This is a genomic window from Shewanella sp. NKUCC01_JLK (assembly GCF_019345615.1).
In the GTDB taxonomy this organism is placed as follows: Bacteria; Pseudomonadota; Gammaproteobacteria; order Enterobacterales; family Shewanellaceae; genus Shewanella; species Shewanella oncorhynchi.
In genome coordinates, this window is record NZ_JAHKRD010000018.1 from 101,792 (window position 1) to 123,237 (window position 21,446).

A 21,446-nucleotide genomic window follows, 5' to 3' on the forward strand; every position below is an offset into this window, starting at 1 on the left:
AATCACTTTATGCGATTGTGTGATTGTTAGCGTACAGGCATAAAAAAAGGCCCAAAACGATTAAAGCTGCTTGGGCCTAGGGGAATGGCTCATTGAAGAGCCGTGCGCTACAGGTGAAAGCGCCATGCAGTGCGCTTTACAATAGACTGAGTGTAGTCGAGCTTTTGTCTTATAGTCGCGCTCACTTTCCCCCTTTTTTAGGTTATTTATCGCTAAAAAACAGCGAAATTATAACGATTTCGCCTGTTCTGGTAGTAGTAACACTTTATCTTTCACTAAGTCTCTGGGTAGGTTGTTTTTTAACTTATTGCCTAAATGTTTCGCCATGCCTAATGGTGCACCGCCATAACAGACGATCACTTCACCTTGAGCTTTCACTGCGGTGTTTAGGGCAATATCTCGCCCCATCAAATACTCTTTCGCTTCAACATCGCTCACATCGACCGTTTTTGCGGTTGGGCTGAGTTGTTTTCCTGCTAATGCAATAATCGCTTCATGGCGGACTTTAAAGCCGTGTTTACTGTTATCGGCGAGTTTAATACCAATACGCTGAAAGCGCATACGGCCGATAAAAGCGTTGAATTCATGCGGAAATAGCCAGAATTCATCATCGCGAACCATGATGAGTTCGTCCGGTAAGCTGATGCCTAAATCCTGCTGAAAATAGTCTTTGATCCCTTGGGCTTGTTTCGCTGATGCGGGCGTGAAGGGAAAATTTTTCTGTAGTGTAGGCTCTGGTTGTAAACGCGGCACTGAGGCGGTTTTTGTCAATTTAGCGACAAAGAAACCTTCACTGTCGTAAATCTGTGGCCAGACATGTAAGAAGCCTTCGGGCGTTGTAGCTCGATCTGCACCATCAAATAAATCGCTTAAGGATTCAAACTGCACCGCATCGCCGTAGACTTGCTTTAAATACTCGCACACGCCTTGGTTTTCGAGGCGGTTTAAGGTGCAGGTTGAGTAGACCAAACTGCCACCGGGTTTCAGGGCGAGAAACGCCGATTCGATTAAGGCTTTTTGGGTTTCGCTAATCGCCAGCACATCGTCTAGGCTCCAGTGTTTTAGAGCATCGGTGTCTTTACGCACTGTGCCTTCACCGCCACAGGGCGCATCGATAAGCACGGCATCAAAACTTTCGTACAGGTATTCGCCAAATACACGGCCATCGAAATGAGTGAGGGCGCAGTGGCTCGCGCCCATGCGCAGCACATTGGCGTGCAATACTTTCACGCGGCTCGCCGAATACTCATTAGCCACCAATAAGCCTTGGTTTCGCATCAATGCGGCCATTTGAGTGGTTTTTGAACCGGGTGCGGAGGCGAGATCGAGTACGCACTGCCAATGTGCATTCGGTGTAAAAAGTGCGGTCGGCGGCAACATAGAGCTGGCTTCTTGAATGTAGAATAGGCCCTGAATGTGCTCTAAGGCATTGCCGAGTTGTTCTTCTTCGTAACTGATCCAAAATCCGTCTTCACACCAAGGAATAGGATCGAACGTCCAGCCCTTAGGTTGCATCAAGGTCTTAAAGTCGTCACTGCTGATTTTTAAGGTATTGACCCGAATTGAACGTCTAAGCGGCCTGTCGCAGGCGGCAATAAACTCGTCCATGGATAAATGGGCGGGGAGCTCTTGGGTGATTGTATCGATAAAATTTTGATTTAATTGGACCATTGATTTCATTGAACCATAGGAAAATAGACTGTGTATCAACTGGCGCGAGTATATCATAATCCCTTATTGGGTCTGAGATTTTCTCCCGAGCAGCCAAGGCTGCTATTGTGATTTAATGTTTATACTTTGACGATTTCAGCGATATCAGAATGAGTCGCCATAAAGCTAGCACTCAGTAGCCATGAGCTAATAGAATAAAAACAAATAAAAATAAGGGGATTAGCGTGCTGAATCGTGTGTGGTTGGCTTTTTTTATCACGGCATTGCTGGCAATAGCGGTGCAACTGTTCAATGGGCACATAGAAGTCCTATCGGCTTCGGTCGTCGCATTATTTGCTAGCGCTAAGCTTGCCGCTGAAATTTCCCTTGGGCTGATTGGCGTGCTTTCTCTGTGGATGGGATTGATGCAGGTAGGAGAAAAGGCTGGCGTTGTCGGCGCTATTGCCTTTGTGTTTGAGCCATTACTGCGCCGTTTGATGCCTGAAGTGCCCAAGGGGCATCCGGCCTTTGGCAGTATCACGATGAATTTAACAGCGAATATCTTTGGGTTAGATAATGCTGCCACACCACTTGGTTTAAAGGCGATGCATGATTTGCAGAGTTTAAATCCGCTAAAAACCGTGGCGACGAATGCGCAAATCTTATTTTTAGTACTCAATACTTCCTCTGTGACCTTAGTGCCTGTGACGGTATTCCTTTACCGTGCCCAGCAAGGTGCCGCTGCGCCTGCGGATATTTTCTTGCCGATTTTACTGGCTACTTCGGCATCGACATTGGCGGGCTTGCTGGTTGTGGCGTTAGTGCAGCGAATTTCATTATTAAACTCAGTGGTGCTCGGTTATGGCGCCTTGATGCTCTCAGGATTAGTGGCGAGTGGTTTTTATCTGATGACCTTAAGTGCTGAGGCCATTGGCACTGTGTCGACGGCAATGGGCAATGGTATTTTGCTGTTATTGGTATTTACCTTCGTGATTGTTGCGGGCATTCGCAAGGTGGCGGTTTATGATGAGTTTATTGATGGGGCGAAGGCGGGTTTTGCCCAATCCATCCAATTGATCCCTTATTTGCTCGCCATGCTATTAGCGATTGGTTTACTGCGTGCATCCGGCGCCTTGGATTATCTGTTGCACTTGATTGCCACTGGTGTGCGGATATTAGGTTTTGATACGCGTTTTGTCGATGCTATGCCGACCGCGCTGATGAAACCTTTTAGTGGCTCAGGCGCCAGAGCCATGATGCTTGAGACAATGGATCACCACGGAGTAGATTCCTTTGCGGGTCGATTAGCGGCGATTTTTCAGGGTAGCACTGAAACCACTTTCTATGTTCTCGCTGTGTATTTTGGTTCTGTGGGTATTCGCCATGGACGCCACGCCTTGGCTTGCGGTTTAACTGCGGACTTTGCTGGGATCAGCGCCGCGATTGCTGTTTGTTATTGGTTTTATGGATAAGGGGGCTAGAGTATTGAGCGATCTAGAATGTCCCAATAACATTGCGAGAGAAGCTAAAAATAAATCAGGCGCATTATGCGCCTGATTTATTTATAAGAGCTTTAATATTAGTGCGTTGGTGTAAGTATTTTGATGAAAAAAATTACTGGGCTGGTGCCCATTGCTGCCATTCGTTTTCGGCTTTGTGTTGTAATCTTAATACTGTGCCAGTCGCTAAATGATTACCCTCTTGAGTCGTGTCCTTAGTCGCCACATTGATGCCGCCAGCGAGTAAGGTTTCCAGCGAGCCCGCTTCGATTTGGGCACCAGAGAAGAGGCCTACATCGACTTTAATCCCTGAGGCATCCCAGAACTGACTGCTTTGATTCACTAAGTGACTGTACTGTGCCTCGATATGGGCCTGCATCAATACACTATTCCCCTGTGTCGATAGGCTATAACCGTCGATTTGACCGACTTTAATCCCTCTGAAGAAGATAGGTGTGCCGACTTTCATTGAGCCTAGGCTAGTATCTTCTAGAATGAATTTCAGCGCATCTTCGGCAACATTGGCATAGCTGCTGGCAGCGAGGTTGGCAACAAACTGGGTCGCTTTTTGACTGCCCTTACCCGGTAAGACTCCTATGTAAGGACCTGTGATCAGCGTTTCTGGCGCTTTGATCCCCGCCAGAGAAATTTGTGCATCCACTAAATGATATTCACAGTCACTGCGGCTGAAATGTTCGGCATATTCCCCGTAGAGATATGCGCTAGCTGTGAGTGTATTGAGATCCGCATTGAGCTTCACCTGCGACACTTCACCCACTTGATGACCTTGATAACGAATCGCTGCCTTGGCCGTAAGCTTGCTGGAGGCGGGTAATGTGAGGCGAATTGCCTGCGCCTGAGTTAATGCCAACTGCTTGCTCTCATAGAGTTTTAACGGGATTGTATTGCTCACTTTGTCATTGCTATCAAGCAGTCCCAGACTGATGCTGCCCTTTAATGCTCCTTGTAGCGGGGCAACGGCGACATCAATACCGGCAAGACTGGCACTGATATCCACGGCGCTGTTACGCCAGAATACTTTTGGCTTTTTCAGCAAGGGTTGAAACTGTTTGTCGATAGCGAGCTTGATAGTGAAGTCTTCGGTTTTGCTTTGCCAGTTCACTGAGTCAACTGTGCCAATTTGCATTTTTTTATAGTAAATCGGTGAGCCTTGGCTGACATCGGCGCCATCTTGACTGATTAACGTTAAATGCACTTGCTGCTGACGATCATAAAAAGCTGTCGCGGCATCCACAGAGCTAAAGAGGGTCAGAGCGCTGTTAGCAGCTAAAGGTGTGTCGCTGTGACCTTGGATCAAGCTAACGGCACCTTGAGTGAGCGTTGTAAAATCCCTTGCTTTGACTGAGACACCGTCTAACGATGCGTTTACCGTTAATGCTGACTCAGGCACAAAATAGCTGTCGCTGCGTATTAGACTGGCAAACTCAGGTTGTAGCTCTAGTTGGTATTCCACTGCCGATAAATCTTTGGTTAACTTAACCGCAAGCACTGAACCGATGGGTATTTGCTTGAAGCGAACTTGAGCGCCCGCTGAAATGCCCATGTTTTCGGCTGAGGTTAAGGTCAAGAAACGCTTCTTCGATTGCAGTAAATCAGGTGCCTTTGATTGTAAGGCAAAGCTGCTTGGTACCGCGCTTTTGGTGTTTATGCCTGGCAGGAAGTTGATCACGCTACCTGTCAGTAAGCGTTCTGGATTCTTAATGCCTGAGAGGGAAATATCAGCACCTTCAAGCCAAAACACCCCGTCGTTAGTTAACAGTGAACCGTATTGAGGTTCAAACTTAGCCACGGCTGTAACACCATTGGACGTGAGTTGTTTACTTAAAATACTGCCAATGCTCATGCCGCGATAAACGATGCGGGTACCTTTGTCGACACCGTTAGCATCAGCCATGGTTAGGTTTATTTCTATGCCGCCAAGGGCGGTGGTTTCTGAATCATAAAGCGAAAAAACGTCACCGTTTTTAGCTATGTCTGCTTTATCGTCAGAGCTGAAACTCACGCCGCCAGCCAGAATGGACGCCAAACTCTCTGAACTGACTTTAACTCCAGTTAGTGAAGCATCAATTTTGACGCCAGAAACATTCCAAAAGTGAGAATTTTTCTTCACTAATCGCGCGTATTGCTCTTGAATGAAAGCGCTGATAATGACTCTTTGATTGCCATCTAAACGATAGCTGACCACGCTACCCACAGGGATTTGGCGGAAAAATATTGGCGAGCCAACATCGAGCGAACCGAGTTTATCGGAGGTCAATTCGACCATCACACCTTCTGAGCCGATTTGCATCGGCGGCGGTTGGCGTTCTGCTTCAAAAAAGGTCGAGGCATTACCTTTCCCTGGTTGGATGGCAATATAGTTACCCGAAAACAGCGCATCTAAGCCTTCAACACCTGTAATACTTGCTTTAGGTGTGACAAGCCAGAAGAGGGTTTCTTTATTCAAGAATGGCTTAGCGCGGTAGTCCATCATGACCTTGACGTTCACGCCTTTGAGATCTTCATCTATGCCAATGTCTTTCACTTTACCGACAGTCAAACCTTGGTATTTGACTAAGGTTTTACCCACATCAATCCCAGTGGCGCTCGGAAAGTGAATTTGAATTTCAACCCCCGATTCTTTAATGCTCTTAATGCCCAGCCAAGCACCTAATGCCAACGCGACAATAGGAAGCAGCCAAATGGGCGAAAAGAGTTTTTTCTTTACAACTTTCGGCGATTCAATTTGTGTCATCTTGAGGTTCCAATCGATCCCAGAGTAAACGAGTGTCTAAAACTTTTGCGGCTAACTGAGTTAACAGAATAACCAAGGCAAATGCGGTAGCCGCAGGCGCAGGTTTCGCGTCGAGTAATTGTCCCATGTTCACTAATGCCACTGTGATTGAGATGACAAATAAATCGAGCATTGACCAGCGGCCAATCCATTCGATGATGTGAAAACCCACCATCAATTTCTTTTTTGAAATCGGAATGTCAAAGCTGATCGCACACAGATAAATGGATAAGCCGATGATTTTAATCCATGGTACTAAAATACTGGCGGTAAACACTATGATGGCAATAGGCAGCATATCTGAATGCACTAAATGTAAAATGCCCGAAAAAATCGTGTCGTGCCGCACTTGGCCTTGGTTGGTCAGCATAGTGATAGGGTAAATGTTGGCTGGCACCAGTAAGATGGCAGCGGTAATCAACAAAGCCCAACTTTTTTGCAGGCTGGAATAGTCTCTGACGTGCAACTCAGTTTCACAGCGCTGACAGTGCGTGAGTTCACTGCTGTTGAGTTGGCGACACACTTTACAGAGACATAGGCCGATATCTTTACCTTGTTGTTTCATATCAGCTATGATCTTCCAATAACGTCCACATATGTTCTAAGTCGTATTCTCTTTGTAGAAACAAGGTCACGAGAAACAGCATAGTGAAGCAAAATGTGCCCATACCAAAATAAATGTCCGAAAAATCAGATAGCTGAAATGATGAAACTAAGAAGCTGATCACATAAATTTCCAGCATAGTGAGCTGCGATAAGATACCATGAAATTTTAATAACTGCTTCAATGAGTTACGCCAAAAAAGGCTACTCAATCCCCATTTCACAATTAAAATCTGTGTCAATATCGATAACAGTAATAAGCCTGGACCTATCACAGCTGCGGCAAGTACGGCGACACCTACAACCCAATAGCCTTGGTCAAATACTGCAAATGCCCCTTGGAAAACCGTGGTAGTACGAATACTGCCGAAAAAGTGGATCTCGAGTACGGGTAAAAAATTAGCAGGGAAATAAAACACTAATGCCGAAATACATAGGGCTAACATACCATTCACAGAGCAGTATGGCGTGTCATAAAGTGCAGTACTGCAACGAGGACAGATTGCTCTAACGCCGCTAGGCAAGGCACGTTTGCGGACTGCTAAATCGCAGGAGCGGCATAGGGTTACTGAATTTTCTGCTGCGTTTTCATGCATATAAAAATATATATTAGCCTAATAGGAGTAATAACAGCGAGATCGGTGCAAAGTGTCGTGCTAGTTAGCTGTTCAGCCACGTCTAGCGCTTTTATAATCTTGGCAACGAAAGTACGCTAATAATATCAGATTAATCAGAACACTTGCATCACAAGTTCAATCTATGTCACTCTAGTTACTGTATATAAAAACAGTGCGAGGGCAGTCATGGCAGTAATAACACAGTTTGTCGTGGTCAGAGAAGGGGTTGAAAAGATGACATTCACATCTAAGAAGGAGGCTGATGCCTACGATAAGATGCTCGATATCGCCGATAACCTTATCCCCTTCATTCAAAAAGCTGATTTGGGTATAGATGAAAGTGTGGGCGAAAAGCTCGCATTCTATTTTGCTAACAATAAAGATGAGCTGACGAACTTGCTTAAAGGCGCCGTTCAGGTTAATAGTACGCCAACGAATCCGCCTGCAGCGAAAAAAGCGGCTAAAAAGACCGAAGCAGCAGAATAAAATTGTTAGGAAATGTAATGAAATCGAAATTTTATGAGTCACTTAACCGTCAAGCCTTGGCCTTGTTGGAAGGGGAAGACGACCTTGTTGCGGCGATGGCGAATTTTTCAGCCTTGCTCAATGATAATTTAACTGAGCTGAACTGGGTGGGATTCTACGTCATGCGTGGCGAACAACTAGTATTAGGCCCGTTTCAAGGTAAAGTGGCTTGTACACGCATTCCGTTAGGAAAAGGTGTGTGTGGTACTGCAGCATTCACTAATCAAACTCAGCGAGTGGCCGATGTCCATCAATTTGATGGTCATATTGCCTGTGATTCTGCCAGTAATTCTGAAATCGTTGTGCCAGTTCGTGCGCAAGGTAACGTGGTTGCCGTGCTCGATATTGACAGTCCTATCTTCGATCGTTTCGATGAAGAAGACCAAAAGGGGCTGGAATTACTGGTTAAAAGTTTTGAAAACTGCCTATTTGATTAATTTGCGTACAATAACGCATAATTCATAGTCGCAATCGGTGGCGTGCGCCTTATAATATGCGCCTGCACGCATTAAGCTGGTTTGATTGGCATGCAATGAATAAGCTTAGTGTTTTGAGCTGTCAAAATTTGTTAAGGTATATTTTTTAACTTTAGTAAACGCGGCTAGGATGCTAATTTGTACGTTGACTCAATATTGAGTTTAACGAAGATAAACGACATGTAAGAAGCTGATATATATCACCTCGAATCGATGTCCCTTTTTGACTGTGGAAGTAATGATGGAATCAACAGAAAAGTTGACCGACACCAATGCAATTTTGGCGTATTTGTATGAAACATTTCCTTTGTGCTTTATTGCTGAAGGTGAAACTAAGCCATTAAAAATCGGATTGTTTCAAGATTTGGCTGAAAGGTTGGCTGATGATTCTAAAGTCAGTAAAACTCAGCTCAGAGTTGCCTTGAGACGTTACACCAGCAGCTGGCGCTATTTAAAGTGCGTTAAAGCGGGCGCACAACGCGTAAACCTGGATGGCGAACCTTGCGGCGAGTTAGAGCAAGAGCACATTGATCATGCTCAAGCCATGTTGAAAGAGAGTCAGGATAAGGCCAAAGCGAAACGTGCAGCACTTGCACCTAAGCCTGCGGCGAAGAAAGCACCTAAAAAGGTGGCCGTTCCTCAGCGTCCTAAAACTGAGCGTCCTGCTAAGCCTGGACCAAAAGCTGCAGCGCCAGTCGTCAATTATGTTCAAGCACAATTGACTGATTTAACGAAAAAACAACGCGTCAATGTTAAATTAGGTATGACACCCGTAGCCGGTGTGATTACTGACATTAACAAGGAAGATATTCATGTTCAGCTTGATAGTGGCCTAACGATTAAAGTTAGAGCAGAACATATCCTGCTGTAATCATTTATTAAAACGGAGTAACTTGTTGATGCGAAAACTCACTTTGGCTACCTCGATCGCCACTGTTTTTGTCGGATTCTCGGCTTGGGCCGTACCACCCACGATTCAAATCAGCGAGTTACCCACTCTCAAGCAGGAAGCGCAACATAAGGTTGCGAGCAAAAGGGTAACGGACTTATACACTCGTTCGCACTATCATAGATTCAATCTCGATGACGCCTTTTCTGCGCAAATTTTCGATCGTTATCTGCAGCAGTTGGACTATCGCCGCAATGTGTTAACCCAAGCGGATGTCGATAGTTTTAAACCTTATGCAACCCAATTCGATGACATGCTTAGTTCTGGTGAACTTGAGCCTGCCTATAAAATGTTTGATATCGTCCAAAAGCGCCGCTATGAAGGCTTTGTCTATGCTTTATCTCTATTAGATAAAGAGATGGATTTTTCTGCGCCCGGTGATGCCTATGAGTACGACCGCGATGAGGCTGCATGGCCAAAAGACCAGACAGAAATTAATGAGTTATGGCGTCAACGTGTTAAATACGATGCACTAAATCTTAAACTCACAGGTAAGCAATGGCCTGAGATTGTTGATATCCTCCAAAAGCGTTACAACAACGCCATTAAACGGTTGATTCAAACTAACAGTGAAGACGTGTTCCAAGGCGTGATGAATGCCTTCTCGCGTAGCATTGAGCCACATACAAGTTACCTTTCACCACGCAATGCTGAACGTTTCCAAATGGAAATGAACTTGAGCCTTGAAGGCATTGGTGCTCAACTGCAACTTGAAGACGATTACACTGTCATTAAAAGTTTAATTACTGGCGGCCCTGCTGCGGGCAGTGAAAAACTGTCGCCGGAAGACAAGATTGTCGGCGTCGGTCAAGAAGGCGGTGAAATTGTTGATGTGATCGGCTGGCGTTTAGACGACGTGGTCGACCTGATCAAAGGGCCTAAGGGCAGTAAAGTTGTACTGCAAATTTTACCGAAGAAAGGCGGTTCGAATGCGAAGCCATTCGACGTTACCTTAGTTCGCGACAAAATTCGTCTTGAAGACAGAGCTGCAACCTCTAAGGTGATTGAACCTAAAGACGGCGAGTACGCAAATCGCAAAGTCGGTGTGATCCAAATTCCTGGTTTCTATATGAATTTGTCGCAGGACGTTGAAAAAGAGCTCGTGAAGTTAAACGACGCCAAAGTCGAAGGCATAGTCATCGACCTTAGAGGTAACGGTGGGGGGGCATTAACGGAAGCCGTGCTGCTGACGGGACTCTTTATCGATATGGGCCCTGTAGTGCAAATTCGTGATGCCGATGGACGAGTGTCTGCGCATCGTGATAACGACGGTAAAACCAGTTATGCAGGACCATTGACTGTGATGGTTGACCGTTACAGTGCTTCAGCCTCTGAAATTTTTGCTGCCGCATTGCAAGATTATGACCGTGCACTGATTGTCGGTGAGTCGAGTTTTGGGAAAGGCACAGTACAGCAGCATAAGAGCCTAGGCCGTATCTACGACATGTATGAGAAGCCAATTGGCCATGTGCAGTATACGATTCAAAAGTTCTACCGTATTAATGGTGGTAGTACACAGATTAAAGGTGTGACCCCCAACATTGCTTACCCAAGTGCGTTGGAGCCGGGCGAGTACGGTGAAGCTGAAGAGAAAAATGCTTTACCTTGGGATAAAGTGCCTATGGCGCAATATGGTACGCTTAATGATGTTACGCCTGAGTTAGTGACTAGCCTTGAATCTAAGCACCTTAACCGTATAAAAAACAGCGTAGAGTTTGCCTATATCAATCAAGATATTGCCGACTTTAAAAAGCATCACAAAGAGAAAACTGTGTCTCTGGTTGAAAGTGAGCGTATTGCTTCCCGTGAAGCCGATGAGAAAAAAGTCCTCGACAGAACAAACGAGCGTCGAGTCGCCAATGGTTTAGCACCGGTTAAATCAATGGAAGACATTAAAGACGACGCTGAATTGCCAGATGCATTTTTAGACGAAACCGCTTATATCACCTTAGATATGGCTGATGTGCAAAAAATGGCTAAAACTAGTGCTAAATAGGCGCTAGTCGAGTCGATTTATCCGATATCAAAACGCGCTTATGGCGCGTTTTTTCTTATTTAGATCAGCGTTAAAGGGATCGAAATGACACAAGCTCAAGCAAAATACTTAAAAGATTATCAAGCGCCACTTTTTACGATAGAGACTATCGATTTAGCGTTTAATTTGGCTGGCAATGAAACCCAAGTGCAGGCGATCAGTCGTATAAAACGCAGTTCAAAACATGCACAAGCCTTAGTGTTGGATGGCGAAGATTTGACCATTGTTTCACTGACAGTCAATGGTGATGCTGTGCCTTACCATGTTAGTGCAGGTCAATTAGTTCTAGAAACTGAGCTTGATGAGTTTGAGCTGAACATTATCACTAAGCTCGATCCTGAAGCTAATTCGAGCCTTGAAGGGCTCTATATGTCCGATGGTGCCTACTGCACGCAATGCGAGGCAGAGGGCTTTCGACGTATCACTTATTTCCTTGATCGCCCTGATGTATTAGCTAAATACACAGTTCGTATCGAAGCCGATAGCGCCGCATTCCCGTTTTTACTAAGTAACGGTAATTTGATTGATCAAGGTGAGTTAGATGGTGGACGCCATTATGTTTGCTGGCAAGATCCATTTCCAAAACCAGCGTATTTATTTGCCTTAGTCGCTGGCGATTTTGATCTATTGCAAGATGAGTTCATTACTCGCAGTCGCCGTAAAGTGATCCTGCAAGTGTTCGTTGATAAAGGTAATTTACATAAAGCACACCATGCGATGGCATCACTTAAGAAATCCATGGCATGGGATGAGAGCCGTTTTGATCTTGAGTATGATTTAGATATTTACATGATAGTGGCCGTCGACTTTTTCAATATGGGTGCGATGGAAAACAAAGGCTTAAATATCTTTAACACTAAATATGTGCTTGCAGATACCTTAACGGCCACCGACGAGGATTATCACGGCATTGAATCGGTTGTAGGCCATGAGTATTTTCATAATTGGACAGGAAACCGCGTAACGTGCCGCGATTGGTTCCAATTAAGTTTAAAAGAAGGCTTAACGGTTTTTCGCGATCAAGAATTTAGCTCAGATTTAGGCTCTCGTGCTGTGAATCGAATTCACGCAATTAAAGTGATAAAAAATCAGCAATTTGCAGAAGATTCTGGCCCTATGTCCCATCCTATTCGTCCAGAATCTGTCATTGAGATGAATAATTTCTACACTGTGACTGTGTATAACAAGGGCGCTGAAGTCATCCGCATGATGCACACTTTGCTCGGCGAAGAAAAGTTTCAGGCGGGAATGAAACTGTATTTTAAACGCCACGACGGCCAAGCTGTCACCTGTGATGATTTTGTGGCGGCAATGGAAGATGCCAGCGGAGTGGATTTAACCCAATTCCGTTTATGGTATAGCCAAGCCGGTACGCCGATTGTGACTGCGATGGACAGTTTTGATGCGCAAACGGGCGTTTATCAATTGACCCTTAAACAAAGTCTAGTGAACTGTGCATCACCGCTGCATATTCCGTTTAGCTTAGAGCTCTTAGATGCGAAGGGCCATTCTTTAGTGAATGAGATTCTCGATTTTACTCAAACTGAACAAGTGTTTAGCTTTGATGGACTCACTCATAAACCCGTCGCTTCGTTACTGCAAAACTTTTCCGCTCCCGTCAAATTACAATATCGATTCAATGTGGATCAACTCGTTCACTTGATGCGTTTTGCTAGCAGCGAAGTGGCGCGTTGGGAAGCTTCTGTGACCTTAGTGAGCCAAGCTATTTGGCAAAATGTGGCGAGTTTACAACAGCAACAAGCTATGGCTCTCGATCCCCGTGTGCGCGATAGTTTTAAAGGTGTGTTGTTAGACACTGAGCTTGATCCGGCATTGATCGCCGAAATATTAGCGATACCTACGGCTTCGGCTTTGATTGAGCAAACAGAGAATGTTGATCTAGATGCGTTAGCTTTAGCACGTGAATTTGTACTAATAGAGCTCGCTTCACATAGTGAAGATGAATTGATTGCGCTATATCGTTCTTTAGTCGCAGTAGAGAGTACGCAGGCAAGAGCCCTTAAAAATCAGTGTTTAACTTGGTTAGCTCGGGTGTCGGATGAGGCCGAGGGGTTAGTGATTTCTCAGTTCGATAACGCCAGTAATATGACGGATTCTCTTGGTGCGTTGACTGCTGCCAATGTTGGGAATTTACCTTGTCGTGATGAACTGATGACGACATTTGAGCTACGTTGGCAGGATACGCCATTAGTGATGGATAAATGGTTTATGTTGCAAGCGACCCGTGATGCAGATGATGTGATTGAGTGTTTGCGTCAGTTGCAGCAACACAAGTGCTTTAGTATGAGCAATCCAAACCGAGTGCGTGCTTTAGTGGGCAGTTTTGCTGCCGGTAATATTTATCAATTCCACCGTAGAGACGGTAAGGGTTATGCTTTCTTAACCGAATGCTTAATGACCCTTAATAAGCTCAATCCGCAGGTTGCGGCCCGTATGGTGACGCCATTGATCCAGTATCATAAATTCGACTTAGGCCGCCAAACCTTGATAAAAGCCTGTTTAGAGCAACTTTTGGCTTTGCCTGACTTATCTAAGGATATGTACGAAAAAGTCTCTAAAGCATTGGCAAAATAGCAGTTTGTAGGAGGAGGGCAGCAGTCTGTGCTGCCCTGATATTATGGAACTGTATTTCAAACTATCGATCAGCTATCGAGATTTCTTACCTTATTATCAAGGGCTTGCCGATAAAGTCGAGGTTCGTGAAACTCAAGGGCGGATTTTGTGGATTAATGGCCGTCATTTTAGGCGTTTTTTAACCGAAAATGGCATTCAAGGCTATTTCAAATTGGTTTTAGATGACAAGGGACAATTTGTTTCATTAAATCGAGTTTAGTCTTAATTTGTTTATCTTTACTTAGAGCAATTACTTTAAACGGTCGGCTGATTACTAAGCTCGCTTTGTGATATTTTATTTTTAAATATGTTAATGAATTATATGATTTTTTAATGTGTTTTTATGTTTCATTCCTATTCCGCTTTTCGCTAATTTAAATCTCTCCTTTTTAGTTAAGGGTACAAATGTACCTACATGCTTAATTCTTTAGAAAATTTTCTCTAACTGCGCCTTGCTCAAGGGGATTAATTGCTGTAACAATGATGTTACCTGTGAGCTAACAAGATGTTGGTTGTAATTCCTAAAACAAAGAATCCAGCAGGGTACGGAGAGCTAAAATGAAAATTGTTAAAAATAGTTTTAACAAATCGGCGCTTGCTTTGGGGGTGGCGTCGGCATTGAGTTTGTTAATGATCCCAAGCGTTAATGCAGTATCTTTTAATTGGGGAGAGGTTGAGGGCACATTTGACTCAACTTGGACTGCTGGTGCGAGCTGGCGTGTAGGGGAGCGCGATTGGGAAGGTCAAATTGGTAAGGTTAATCAACCCCAATTCGATTGGTCTAATTACAGCGCATTTGGTAATACTAAATACACTTCTGCTGAGATTTGGGCCCAGCCCGGATCGTATTCCAGTAACAATGACTTAAGTAATTTACTTTATTCTCAAGGCGATACTACGTCCGAAATCGTTAAAGGTTTGCATGAATTGTCATTGAAATACAAAAACTACGGTTTATTCGCTCGTGGTATGTATTTCTATGATCGTAAACTCAATGACGGTAATTATGATTTTAATGATCCGATAACGGGCAAAGAGTTTGACCCTTGCGAAGATAACCGTGCTTCAGAAGTTCAATGTAAAGATATTCGCTTACTCGATGCGTTTGTGTATGGCAACTTTGACCTCAACGATGGCGCTAATCCATTATCTATTCGTGTAGGTAATCAAGTGGTGTCATGGGGTGAAAGTACACTGATTGCCCATGGGATCAGTGAAATCAACGCCGTTGACTTGAACATACTTAATGCGCCAGGCGCTGAACTCAAAGAAGCGTTCAGACCTCAAGGTATGGTGTGGGCTTCCCTTGGTTTGACGGATTCATTAACGGTAGAAGCATTCTATCAATATGATTGGCAACCTATTTGGGTACCAACGCCGGGTTCTATTTTTGCGACTAACGATTTTGCGGGTTTCGGTGGTTACGCTCAAAACGCTCAGCTTGGGTTTAATGCTAACCCTGACATCAATTTAGACTTTGTGATGCAAGAATACGAGCGTTTAGCGGGCATGATTGCCAGCGGCCAATCTATTCCGACACAGCAATTGGTTTCTATGGCCTTAGCCTACCCAACAAAAGTGACGCTAGTGCAGGATGAGGCAGAGCCAAGCAATGATGGCCAATATGGTATTAAGCTGGGTTATTACGCGCCTTCACTGGGTGAAACCGAATTTGGTTTTTATTTCATGAATTACCATAGCCGTCGTCCTCTTATCAGTGGTACTGCCGCCGATTTTAGCACGGGTGCACTTTTGTCTGATCTGGCGACCATAGGTCAAAATTCGGGCAACATTGATCGTGAATTGCTGCTCAATTTGAAGAGTTTCTCTAAGGCGCAAATCGTTTATCCAGAGGATATCAAGCTTTACGGTTTCAGTTTCAATACCTTGGTTGGTGATACCTCTGTCGCGGCTGAAATTGCCCATCGTCAGGATGAACCACTGCAAATCGATGACGTAGAATTATTGTTTGCCGGTATGCCACAGCAGTTAGCTAACGCTGGTCTTCGTCCAGATCTCGATGGTATTTCACAGATTAAAGATGTTAAGCCGGGTGAAACCGTGGATGGCTTTATCCGTCTTGATACCACTCAGGCGCAGATGACTTTCACCCATTTATTTGGTCCAACGTTAGGTTTAGATAACTTGACTATGTTGGCCGAAGTGGGTGGCGTGTGGATCCATGATATGCCAGGTTTTGATGAGCTACGTCTCAATGGTCCTGGTACGTCACGTTCTGGCGGCAACCCAGATATGCCCGGCATCATTCAAGCCTTGCACAATGGTCCTGAAACTAACCCGTTCCCAACCGACTTTGCTTGGGGATATCGTTTAGTTGGAAAGGCGGATTTCAACAACGTATTTGCTGGGGTCAATATGTCTCCACGGGTGATTTTCTCCCATGACGTTGATGGTATTACACCTGATCCTATGTTCCTGTTCACGGAAGGACGTAAGTCTGTCGCGCTAGGCGTTAACTTCGACTATCAAAACCGTTGGGGTGCAGATATCTCCTATAACAATTTCTTTGGCGGTGTCGGTACGACGAATGCGATGGCAGATCGTGATTATGTTTCATTCAATATCAAGTATTCGATCTAAAAGGACTCAAACAATGAAGAAACTGACGATATTGGCGAGTGCAGTCATGCTGGCTTTCGCAGCGCCAGTCGCTATGGCTAAGATATCAGAAGCTGATGCGGCAAAACTTGGCAATGAACTTACCCCTTTAGGTGCTGAAAAAGCAGGTAATGCTGATGGTTCTATTCCTGCGTGGGATGGTGGTATCACTCAGCCTGTGGCGGGTTATACCAAAGGGATGCATCACCCAGATCCTTTCCCTGAGGATAAGATTGAATTTACTATTACCAATGCTAACAAAGCGCAATATAAAGATTTTTTAACGCCTGGTCAGATGAAGTTGTTCGAACTTTATCCTGATACCTACAAGATGAATGTGTACAAGACTCGCCGTAGCGCCTCTGTACCACAGTTCGTTTACGATGCGACTAAAGTTAACGCGACTCGTGCTGAACTGATTGCACAGGGCAATGGTATTTCTGGCGCGGCTATTGGTATTCCATTCCCGATCCCTGCAAATGGTTTAGAAGCAATTTGGAACCACATTTTGCGTTTTCGTGGTATCGATATCGAAACTTCCCGTAGCCAAGCTGCACCGACAGCCGATGGTAGCTATAGCTTAGTCGAAACGGCTGAGGAAATTCGCTTCGAATATTCTCGTCCAGAAATTACCTTAGATCAGCTTAAAGCCAGCAATACGCTGTTCTACTTTAAGCAAGTGGTGACTCAGCCTGCACGTTTAGCAGGTACAGCCTTATTGGTTAAAGAAACCATGGATCAAGAGGCGCTTCCCCGCCAAGCTTGGACCTATAACACAGGTCAACGTCGAGTCCGTAAAGCGCCGAACGTGGCTTTTGATACACCGGGTACAGTGTCAGATGGTCTGCGTACGACAGATGATTTCGATATGTTTAACGGCTCCCCAGTGCGTTACAACTGGGAACTGGTTGGCAAAAAAGAAATTTATATCCCGTACAACGATTACAAACTGCATTCGGATAAGCTGAAATATGACCAAATATTGAAACCTGGTCATGTGAATCCTGAGTACGTTCGTTGGGAAAAACACCGCGTATGGCAAGTGAGGGCGACGCTGAAAGACGGTATGCGCCACATTTATAAAGTGCGCGATATGTACCTTGATGAAGATTCATGGCAAGTGTCAATCGCCGATCTCTACGACAACCGTGATCAGTTGTATCGTGTGGCCGTTGCACATGGCTTGAATTACTACGAAGTACCTGCACAGTGGGATACTTTGGAAGTCTTCCATGATTTGCAATCCCGTCGTTATCTCGCCATGGGCTTAGACAACCAAAGTGGCATGTATAACTTCGATGCCAAACTGACTGAAGCTAACTTTACCCCCGATGCATTGCGTCGTGAGGGTATCCGTTAATAGGCCAAGTACAAAGGGGCGCTTAGCGCCCCTCATTAGTTTAAGGAAGTTTGTATGTCGTTTCGCATCCTTCAGTGTGTCGCTGTATTAAGTTTCGGTGGCGCTTTTTTTCCTTCTACGTTATCTGCAACGCCCTCTGATCCGATTTTTTCTCAAGTTCAACCTCTTGCTGCTTCATCTTTGATTTTAGATATTGCCAACGTAGGTGCTGGTTTAGTGGCTGTGGGTGAACGTGGTCATGCTCTGGTGTATGACGGCAGTTGGCATCAAGTAGCAACGCCCGTGAGTTCACAGCTGACCAAAGTCTTTTTTCTCAATGAAAAACGCGGTTGGGCTGTAGGTCATGATGCAACCATTTTACAGACTCAGGATGGTGGCCAAACTTGGCAGCAGCAGATGCATTCGCCCGAGATTGAAAAACCATTCCTCGATGTGGTGTTTTTAGACGAAAACAATGGTATTGCCATTGGTGCTTACGGTTTGTTTTATCGCACCAACGATGGCGGTGCCCAGTGGCGCGAGGAGTTCCATGAGGAGCTCTTAGCAGAAGAAGATGTGGCTTATTTGGCGGAGTTAAAAGGCAGCGATCAATCGGCCTATTTGAGTGCGCGCGCTTCATTATTGCCGCACTTTAATCGTATTTTAACCTTAACCGATGGACGTTTATTATTGGTTGGCGAGCTGGGCTTAGTCGCTGTTTCTGGCGATCAAGGTAAAACATTTACGCGTACCAATTTTGATTACGATGGTTCTATGTTTAACGCCGTAGAAACGAAAAATGCTGTGTATGTGATGGGCCTTCGCGGTCATATATTCAAAGCTGATGTGAGTTTAAGCCAATGGAATCAAATAGAACTGCCTGTGCAATCCTCAATCAACGGTGCCATGGTTGTTTCTGACGACGCGCTATATTTAGTGGGAAATGCGGGGATAGTGATCAAGCTAAATGAGGACGACACTAGCAGTATCGTGACTCGTCGCCAAGGGGAAAACTTAGTGTCTATTGCGAAGGATAATCAAGGGAATATGTGGTTATCCGGCAGCCAAGGGCTGTTTATTCTTAAGCCATAAAATTTTAAAACTACAATAAATAACAGGGCCGAGAAGATGTTAGAAAAACTGGTCAACGGATTTGAGTCATTTTTGTTTCGCAATCGCGCATGGGTCGTCGGCATTTTTGTGTTTTTGACGTTGTTTTTTGGCTATCAGGCCAGTCAACTCAAAATGGATGCGGCTTTTATCAAAAATATTCCACTGCAGCACAGTTATATGCAGACCTACCTGAAACACCAAAAAGATTTTGGTGGTGCCAACAGCATCATGGTGGCGGTTGAGGATACCAGCGGTAATATTTTTAATGCTAACTATTTTGATACCTTAAAAAATGTGCATGATCAGCTGTTTTTTATTCCAGGGGTTGACCGTGCGCAGGTGAAATCAATTTTTTCGCCTTCCACTCGTTTTACTGAAGTCGTTGAGGATGGTTTTGCTGGCGGGCCTGTTATTCCAGCGGATTTTTCAACTTCAGTGTCTGGGTTAGAAACGGTTCGCGATAATATTGAAAAAGCAGGGATTGTCGGCCGATTAATTGCTAACGATTACAGTGCGGCTATGGTGTCGGCTCAATTAATGGATTTTGATCCACAGACGGGTAAACCGCTTGATACTATTGCTTTTGCTGCACAATTAGAAAAAGAGCTTAGGGGCAAGTTCGAAACCGATAAGGTTAAAATTCACATCATAGGTTTCGCCAAAATGGCGGGGGATGTGGCTGATGGTGCTAAGGGGGTATTGCTGTTCTTCGTGATCGCGATTTTGGTCACCGCCATCATGGTTTACCTCTTTTCTAAATCCATCATCTTGACCATGCTGCCACTGGTCTGCAGTTTAACGGCTGTGGTCTGGCAGCTTGGTTTATTGACTGTGATAGGTTTCGGTCTCGATCCTATGTCGATTCTGGTACCGTTTTTAGTCTTCGCCATCGGTGTGAGCCACGGGGTGCAGATCATCAATGCTGTACGGCGCCGAGTGCTTGACGGGCAAACGACAAAAGCGGCTTCGGCGTCGGCATTTCGTAGTTTATTAGTGCCGGGTGGTGTGGCATTACTGTCCGATACTGTTGGTTTTATTACCCTGTTATTTATCGATATTGGGATTATTCGCGAGCTGGCGATTTCTGCCTCGCTCGGTGTGGGCGTGATCATTTTCACTAACCTTATCCTGTTGCCTTTGGTGATTTCTTTTACTGAAATCAAAGTCAATAAACACGCAGAACCGACCGCTGAAGAAGTGCGAACTGAGGCTATTTGGCGCTTCATGGCGCGTTTTGCAACGCCTAAATATGCTGTGGTAGTCATTATTGCCACTGTGGTGTTGTATTTTGTGGGTTTGCAACAAGCCAATCAGATGAAGATTGGTGACTTACAGGGCGGCGCGCCAGCGTTACATCAAGATTCGCGTTATAACCTCGATACCTTCTTCATCACAGATCATTTCTCTATCACCACAGATGTGATGACTGTGATTGTTGAGGCAGCACCTGAAGCCTGTACTTACCACGATGTGCTCACTCAAATTGATCAGTTTGAGTGGTTAGTGCGCAATACCCCTGGGGTGGAGTCGACTGTGAGTTTGGCGTCAGTCGCTAAAAAAGTGAATGCAGGCTTCAACGAAGGTAATCCAAGATGGGAAGTGTTGCCGCGTACAACGGCGAGCTTAGTACAGGCTATTGGCCAAATTCCCACGACTTCAGGTTTATTAAATGGCGATTGTTCTGTCATGCCTGTGTATCTGTTTATGAAAGATCACAAGGCCGAAACCATAGAAACTGTGGTCGCTAAGGTCAAAGCCGTCGCCGCGAAAATGGACAACGAGAAGTTGCAGTTTAAACTGGCGTCGGGTCCTGTGGGTGTAATGGCAGCGACTAACGAAGCGGTGGCTGAGGCACAGTTACCTATGATGATATACGTCTATGGTGCAGTGTTTGTACTCTGCTTAATCAGCTTTAAATCTTTTAAAGCCACTGTGGCGGTCATTATTCCGTTATATGTCGTGTCGACACTGGCACAAGCCTTGATGACTCAGCTCGATATTGGCTTAGCTGTCAGTACCTTACCTGTCATTGCACTGGGGGTTGGTATTGGTGTGGATTACGGTATTTATATCCTCTCGACTATGTCGTCTAAGCTATCAAATGGTATGCCAGTGCAACAGGCTTACTATGAGGCGTTGGTCGAACGGGGTAGTGCGGTGATCTTTACGGGCCTTACATTGGCGATTGGTGTCAGTACTTGGTTCTTCTCGGCACTTAAATTCCAAATGGACATGGGAATATTGTTAACATTCATGTTTGTGGTAAATATGCTCGGTGCCATAATTATCCTACCTGCATTGGCCGCCATTTTCTGGCGCCAACCTAAGTAGAGTCTACAAATGGGGAGCTAAGCTCCCCATTTACTTTTGAATACTTAGTCTGCTTTATCGATTGTTTGGTCATTTGTCATTCCTTGTTTACGCAAATACTGGATTTCAAGAGGATGTACCACTAAAATTTTCCTCGAAATACAGCGGTTTTAGTAATAAACTTCGCGCGACGATCTAGATCACATTAATTTATCTGCGATTGTTAAGCCGAAGCATCCAAATAATGAAAAAAGCGCTGCCATAGACGCTTAAGGAAACAGCA

The 21,446-nt window shown here is 44.9% G+C and carries 15 protein-coding genes; 11 read left to right on the plus strand and 4 right to left on the minus strand.

Translation table 11 applies throughout. The annotated features are described in order from the left end of the window. Positions 1-228: 228 nt before the first annotated feature. The gene (rsmF, locus tag KO537_RS18355) at positions 229-1,671 is read right to left on the minus strand and encodes a 16S rRNA (cytosine(1407)-C(5))-methyltransferase RsmF (RefSeq protein WP_217272618.1); all 1,443 of its coding nucleotides are present in this window, start codon (positions 1,669-1,671) and stop codon (positions 229-231) included. Positions 1,672-1,895: 224 nt separating this feature from the next. On the opposite strand from rsmF, the gene KO537_RS18360 reads away from it, so the two are divergent. Beyond that, complete coding sequence (locus KO537_RS18360; RefSeq protein ID WP_173244546.1) at positions 1,896-3,122, plus strand: spore maturation protein; 1,227 nt, start codon at positions 1,896-1,898, stop codon at positions 3,120-3,122. 142 nt (positions 3,123-3,264) lie between these two features. On the opposite strand, the gene KO537_RS18365 is transcribed toward KO537_RS18360, so the two are convergent. Genes KO537_RS18365 through KO537_RS18375 form a run of 3 tightly spaced genes read right to left on the minus strand, consistent with a single transcriptional unit; the run spans position 3,265 to position 7,142 of the window. Next, entirely contained in the window at positions 3,265-5,904 is a 2,640-nt protein-coding gene (locus tag KO537_RS18365; protein WP_219235240.1) for an MlaD family protein, read from the minus strand. Then, positions 5,891-6,508, minus strand: coding sequence for a paraquat-inducible protein A (locus tag KO537_RS18370; protein WP_105252657.1), 618 nt, complete (start codon positions 6,506-6,508; stop codon positions 5,891-5,893). Before KO537_RS18370 ends, KO537_RS18365 begins: the two co-directional genes overlap by 14 nt. Before the next feature lies 1 nt (position 6,509). Further along, positions 6,510-7,142: a paraquat-inducible protein A gene (locus KO537_RS18375; protein WP_219235242.1), complete on the minus strand. Its 633-nt coding sequence runs from the start codon at positions 7,140-7,142 to the stop codon at positions 6,510-6,512. A 207-nt stretch (positions 7,143-7,349) separates the two neighbouring features. On the opposite strand from KO537_RS18375, the gene KO537_RS18380 reads away from it, so the two are divergent. The 10 genes from KO537_RS18380 to KO537_RS18425 all read left to right on the plus strand — a co-directional run bounded on the left by KO537_RS18380 (position 7,350) and on the right by KO537_RS18425 (position 21,184). Further along, entirely contained in the window at positions 7,350-7,649 is a 300-nt protein-coding gene (locus KO537_RS18380; protein WP_105252655.1) for a YebG family protein, read from the plus strand. A gap of 17 nt (positions 7,650-7,666) precedes the next feature. Then, positions 7,667-8,125, plus strand: a complete 459-nt coding sequence (locus tag KO537_RS18385) for a GAF domain-containing protein (RefSeq protein ID WP_028759760.1) — start codon at positions 7,667-7,669, stop codon at positions 8,123-8,125. 280 nt (positions 8,126-8,405) lie between these two features. After that, a complete protein-coding gene (gene proQ, locus KO537_RS18390) occupies positions 8,406-9,035 on the plus strand; it encodes an RNA chaperone ProQ (RefSeq protein WP_219235250.1) in 630 nt (209 codons plus the stop codon). 28 nt (positions 9,036-9,063) lie between these two features. Next, positions 9,064-11,109, plus strand: a complete 2,046-nt coding sequence (prc, locus tag KO537_RS18395; protein WP_173244557.1) for a carboxy terminal-processing peptidase — start codon at positions 9,064-9,066, stop codon at positions 11,107-11,109. An 84-nt stretch (positions 11,110-11,193) separates the two neighbouring features. Continuing rightward, on the plus strand, positions 11,194-13,743 hold the full coding sequence (gene pepN / locus KO537_RS18400; RefSeq protein WP_219235244.1) for an aminopeptidase N: 2,550 nt from the start codon (positions 11,194-11,196) through the stop codon (positions 13,741-13,743). 43 nt (positions 13,744-13,786) lie between these two features. Next, positions 13,787-14,002 carry a DUF2835 domain-containing protein gene (locus KO537_RS18405; protein WP_028759764.1) on the plus strand — a complete coding sequence of 72 codons (216 nt, stop codon included), beginning with the start codon at positions 13,787-13,789 and terminating at the stop codon, positions 14,000-14,002. A gap of 338 nt (positions 14,003-14,340) precedes the next feature. Next, a complete protein-coding gene (locus KO537_RS18410; protein WP_105252651.1) occupies positions 14,341-16,383 on the plus strand; it encodes a DUF1302 domain-containing protein in 2,043 nt (680 codons plus the stop codon). Positions 16,384-16,396: 13 nt separating this feature from the next. After that, positions 16,397-17,761, plus strand: a complete 1,365-nt coding sequence (locus KO537_RS18415) for a DUF1329 domain-containing protein (protein ID WP_105252650.1) — start codon at positions 16,397-16,399, stop codon at positions 17,759-17,761. Between the two features lie 54 nt (positions 17,762-17,815). After that, a complete protein-coding gene (locus tag KO537_RS18420) occupies positions 17,816-18,832 on the plus strand; it encodes a YCF48-related protein (protein ID WP_173496835.1) in 1,017 nt (338 codons plus the stop codon). Positions 18,833-18,868: 36 nt separating this feature from the next. Beyond that, positions 18,869-21,184 (plus strand): MMPL family transporter, encoded by a 2,316-nt coding sequence (locus tag KO537_RS18425; RefSeq protein ID WP_113940560.1) that lies wholly within the window; start codon positions 18,869-18,871, stop codon positions 21,182-21,184. Positions 21,185-21,446: the final 262 nt, after the last annotated feature.

Bases quoted from the DNA above. Each gene is read 5' to 3' on its own strand.
- rsmF (WP_217272618.1), bottom strand. From the start codon at position 1,671: ATGGTCCAATTAAATCAAAATTTTATCGATACAATCACCCAAGAGCTC.
- pepN (WP_219235244.1), top strand. From the start codon at position 11,194: ATGACACAAGCTCAAGCAAAATACTTAAAAGATTATCAAGCGCCACTT.
- KO537_RS18385 (WP_028759760.1), top strand. From the start codon at position 7,667: ATGAAATCGAAATTTTATGAGTCACTTAACCGTCAAGCCTTGGCCTTG.
- KO537_RS18370 (WP_105252657.1), bottom strand. From the start codon at position 6,508: ATGAAACAACAAGGTAAAGATATCGGCCTATGTCTCTGTAAAGTGTGT.
- KO537_RS18415 (WP_105252650.1), top strand. From the start codon at position 16,397: ATGAAGAAACTGACGATATTGGCGAGTGCAGTCATGCTGGCTTTCGCA.
- proQ (WP_219235250.1), top strand. From the start codon at position 8,406: ATGGAATCAACAGAAAAGTTGACCGACACCAATGCAATTTTGGCGTAT.
- KO537_RS18405 (WP_028759764.1), top strand. From the start codon at position 13,787: ATGGAACTGTATTTCAAACTATCGATCAGCTATCGAGATTTCTTACCT.
- KO537_RS18365 (WP_219235240.1), bottom strand. From the start codon at position 5,904: ATGACACAAATTGAATCGCCGAAAGTTGTAAAGAAAAAACTCTTTTCG.
- KO537_RS18375 (WP_219235242.1), bottom strand. From the start codon at position 7,142: ATGCATGAAAACGCAGCAGAAAATTCAGTAACCCTATGCCGCTCCTGC.
- KO537_RS18420 (WP_173496835.1), top strand. From the start codon at position 17,816: ATGTCGTTTCGCATCCTTCAGTGTGTCGCTGTATTAAGTTTCGGTGGC.
- prc (WP_173244557.1), top strand. From the start codon at position 9,064: ATGCGAAAACTCACTTTGGCTACCTCGATCGCCACTGTTTTTGTCGGA.
- KO537_RS18425 (WP_113940560.1), top strand. From the start codon at position 18,869: ATGTTAGAAAAACTGGTCAACGGATTTGAGTCATTTTTGTTTCGCAAT.
- KO537_RS18380 (WP_105252655.1), top strand. From the start codon at position 7,350: ATGGCAGTAATAACACAGTTTGTCGTGGTCAGAGAAGGGGTTGAAAAG.
- KO537_RS18410 (WP_105252651.1), top strand. From the start codon at position 14,341: ATGAAAATTGTTAAAAATAGTTTTAACAAATCGGCGCTTGCTTTGGGG.